At 31.2% G+C, this 3,516-nt stretch carries 3 protein-coding genes; all 3 read left to right on the top strand.

Annotated elements, in window-relative coordinates:
- Positions 1–248: 248 nt before the first annotated feature.
- Entirely contained in the window at positions 249–791 is a 543-nt protein-coding gene (locus IR213_RS15870; RefSeq protein ID WP_194313270.1) for a porin family protein, read from the top strand.
- 76 nt (positions 792–867) lie between these two features.
- Complete coding sequence (gene aroQ / locus IR213_RS15875; RefSeq protein WP_194313271.1) at positions 868–1,281, top strand: type II 3-dehydroquinate dehydratase; 414 nt, start codon at positions 868–870, stop codon at positions 1,279–1,281.
- 72 nt (positions 1,282–1,353) lie between these two features.
- Positions 1,354–3,408 (top strand): DUF5686 and carboxypeptidase regulatory-like domain-containing protein, encoded by a 2,055-nt coding sequence (locus tag IR213_RS15880; RefSeq protein WP_194313272.1) that lies wholly within the window; start codon positions 1,354–1,356, stop codon positions 3,406–3,408.
- The last annotated feature ends 108 nt before the right edge of the window (positions 3,409–3,516 follow it).

Genomic DNA, 3,516 nt, shown 5'->3' on the forward strand with positions numbered 1-3,516 from the left:
TCAATATCTTTGGAACTCATAAATTTTGTTTTTTGTCACTCAAAATATATGAAAAAAAGGGCTTACTTTTAAAAGTAGCCCTTTCTGTTTAAAAATATTAATCGGTTAGTAGTGTAAGAAAATATAAATAATGGATATCTTTGGAAAATGCAAAATAATAAATATTTCATCTTAAATGAATACAATAATTATTAAACTAAAGAGTTTTTAACTTAGAAATCTATCCTACAAATAAAATTAAAAAAATTATGAAAAAAACAATTTTAGTTTCCGTATTACTTCTTGCCTTATCAGTAAATGTTAAGGCACAGCTATTACAAATAGGCGTAAAAGCAGGTGTAAATTACGCAAACTTTTCTGGATCTTCAGTTCAAACAGATGCTATAACCAGTTATCAAGGAGGATTAGTGGCAGAAATTAAACTGTTAGATAAATTTGCAATACAACCTGAGTTATTATACACAACACAAGGTGCAACTTATAAAACTGCATTGGGAGACTTTAAAAACAGACTGGGATATATTGCTATTCCTGTTTTGGCAAAAATATATTTAGGCAAATCATTTAGCCTTGAATTTGGCCCACAGGCTTCCTTTTTATTGAGCGAAAAAAATAATTTTGATGTTAACGATTCAAACACATTTGACTTTTCAGTTGATGCCGGATTGGGTTTAAAAGTCACCAAACACATCTTTATTCAAGGTAGATATGTTTTAGGCTTGACAGAAGTTTCGACAAATGCACAATCAAAAAATTCCGTTCTTCAGCTTTCGGCAGGTATAATGTTCTAAAATAAATTAAAATAATAAGTATATCGAAACCGTTCTTTATTGGAACGGTTTTTTTATTTTTACAAAAATATGAATTATGAAAATCATTATCATCAACGGACCAAATCTCAACTTATTAGGAAAACGTGAGCCGGAAGTTTACGGTAACCAAACTTTTGAAGATTATTTAGAAATCTTAAAAAGCAAATTTCCAAAAGTAGAATTGACTTATTACCAAAGCAATATCGAAGGAGAATTAATCGATAAAATTCAGGAATTTGGTTTTTCTTATGATGGAATTATTCTTAACGCTGGAGCTTACACACACACATCCATTGGGATTGGTGATGCTATAAAAGCTATCACAACTCCAGTTGTTGAAGTCCATATTTCGAATACTTTTTCGCGTGAAAGTTTCCGCCATCAATCCTATATTTCTGGCAATGCCAAAGGTGTTATTCTTGGTTTTGGAATGAAAAGCTATGAATTAGCGATACTATCTTTTTTGTAGAAAGCATTCATTACTTAATTCAATTATGTAACAATTCGTAGGTTAATTCGTCTTACTTGAAAAAACATCTAGATGAAAAAATATTTACTGCTTATTTTATCCCTAATTTCATTTTTTTCTTTTGCACAAATCAGAGGAACTATTACTGACAACAAAGGAATTCCTCTTTCGCTTGTAACGATTTTAGAAGAGAACACCTATAACGGAACTTCCTCCAACGAGCAAGGAAATTACGAATTGAACATCAAAAAAACGGGGAAACACACTATTGTTTTTCAATATTTAGGATTCAAAACCCAAAAAATAACGGTTACAATTGATAAATTTCCGTTTACCCAAAACATCCAATTAATCGAAGGAAATTTATCGCTTTCCGAAGTGGTAATCAACACGAAAGACAATCCAGCCAATACTGTAATTAGGAAAACTATTGCCCACAAAAAAGAAAACTCCGAAAAAACAGCTCGTTTTAAAGCTGATTTTTATTCCCGTGGCATTTTTAAAGTCAAAGATTTACCCAAAAAAATAATGGGACAAAAAATTGGCGATTTAGACGGCGCTGTCGATTCAACTGGAACAGGAATTATCTATTTATCAGAAACTGTTTCGAAAATTATTTTTGAAAAACCCGACAATTTAAAGGAACGAATTATTGCTTCAAAAGTGAGCGGAGACAACAAAGGTTTCAGTTATAACACCGCACGCTCAACAATTTATGATTTCTATGACAATACTTTAGACTTCAACAGCAAAATAATTTCACCCATTGCCGATAATGCTTTCAACTATTATAAATATAAATTAGAAGGTACTTTTCAGGACGAAAATAACTTAATGATCAATAAAATAAAAGTCATTGCAAAACGAGATGCTGAGCCCGTTTTTGATGGATATATTTATATTGTCGAAGATTCTTGGGTAATTTATGCGGTAGATTTAGACATTAAAGGCTATCGAATGCATCAGGAATTTGTTGATGTCATGAAGTTGAAACAAAATTTCAGTTACAACAAAAACAATCGTATTTGGGCAAAAAATACTCAAAGTCTTGAATTTTCAGCAGGTGTTTTTGGAATAAAATTCAACGGAAAATTCTCTTATGTTTACAGCAATTATGAGTTTCAAGAAGCGTTTGCCAAAAAGACTTTTACTAATGAAATTGTAAGTTTTGAAAACAATTCCAATAAAAAAGACACTGTTTTTTGGAATAAAATCAGACCCATTCCTCTAACTATCGAAGAGAATACGGATTATAAAAAAAAAGACAGCGTTCACACGGTTCGAAATTCAAAAAAGTATTTAGATTCAATTGATAAGAAAGGAAATAAATTCAAATTTTTGAGTCCAATTACGGGTTATTCTTGGAAAAATAGCAGCCAAAAACAATCTTTTTCTTATGACGGCTTGCTTAATTTATCCTCATTAAGTTTTAACACAGTTCAGGGCTGGAATCTCGATTCAGGATTTTCTTTCCGAAATTGGGCAGGGGAAGAAGAAAAAGGAAGATCGACTTCCATAAGCACCAAGTTTAATTGTGGTTTTTCTGATGATCGATTGCGTGTTACCGGTGATTATTATCATCGTTTTAATAACCGAAATTATGCAACACTAACCGTTTGCGGAGGAACTAAAGTAAATCAATTCAATTCAGAAGAACCCATTACAAAATTCATAAACACTGTGAGTTCCTTATTTTTCGTAGATAATTATATGAAATTGTACAACAAAGAATTTGCCGGTATAACTTATGCTCAAGATGTAAACAACGGTTTGTATGTAAAAGGCAACATAGAATACCAACAACGAAAACCTTTGTTCAATACCACAAATCAGACATTCGTTAAAAGCGATGATGTATATAGTTCTAATAATCCATTGTTTCCCAATGATAATATGACTCCAGCATTGGAGCAACATCATCTCACAAAAGCCACGATTTTGGCACGAATAAATTTTGGAAACAAATACATTTCGAGACCTGACGGAAAAATAAATATCAGAAACAACAATTATCCAACCCTGTATTTTGGTTATGAAAATGCTTTTGCATCCAATGAAAAAAAATACGAATACCAATTGATTTCAGGCCAAATAAAGTATGATTTTAATACTGGAAACCACTACTAACCGATTAATATTTTTAAACAGAAAGGGCTACTTTTAAAAGTAAGCCCTTTTTTTCATATATTTTGAGTGACAAAAAACAAAATTTATGAGTTCCAAAGATATTGAAAA

It is taken from the genome of Flavobacterium soyangense (assembly GCF_015277675.1).
Classification (GTDB): Bacteria; Bacteroidota; Bacteroidia; order Flavobacteriales; family Flavobacteriaceae; genus Flavobacterium; species Flavobacterium soyangense.

What these genes read in the sequence shown, in the direction of transcription:
- IR213_RS15870 (WP_194313270.1), top strand. Translation starts at nt 249, where the DNA reads ATGAAAAAAACAATTTTAGTTTCCGTATTACTTCTTGCCTTATCAGTA.
- aroQ (WP_194313271.1), top strand. Translation starts at nt 868, where the DNA reads ATGAAAATCATTATCATCAACGGACCAAATCTCAACTTATTAGGAAAA.
- IR213_RS15880 (WP_194313272.1), top strand. Translation starts at nt 1,354, where the DNA reads ATGAAAAAATATTTACTGCTTATTTTATCCCTAATTTCATTTTTTTCT.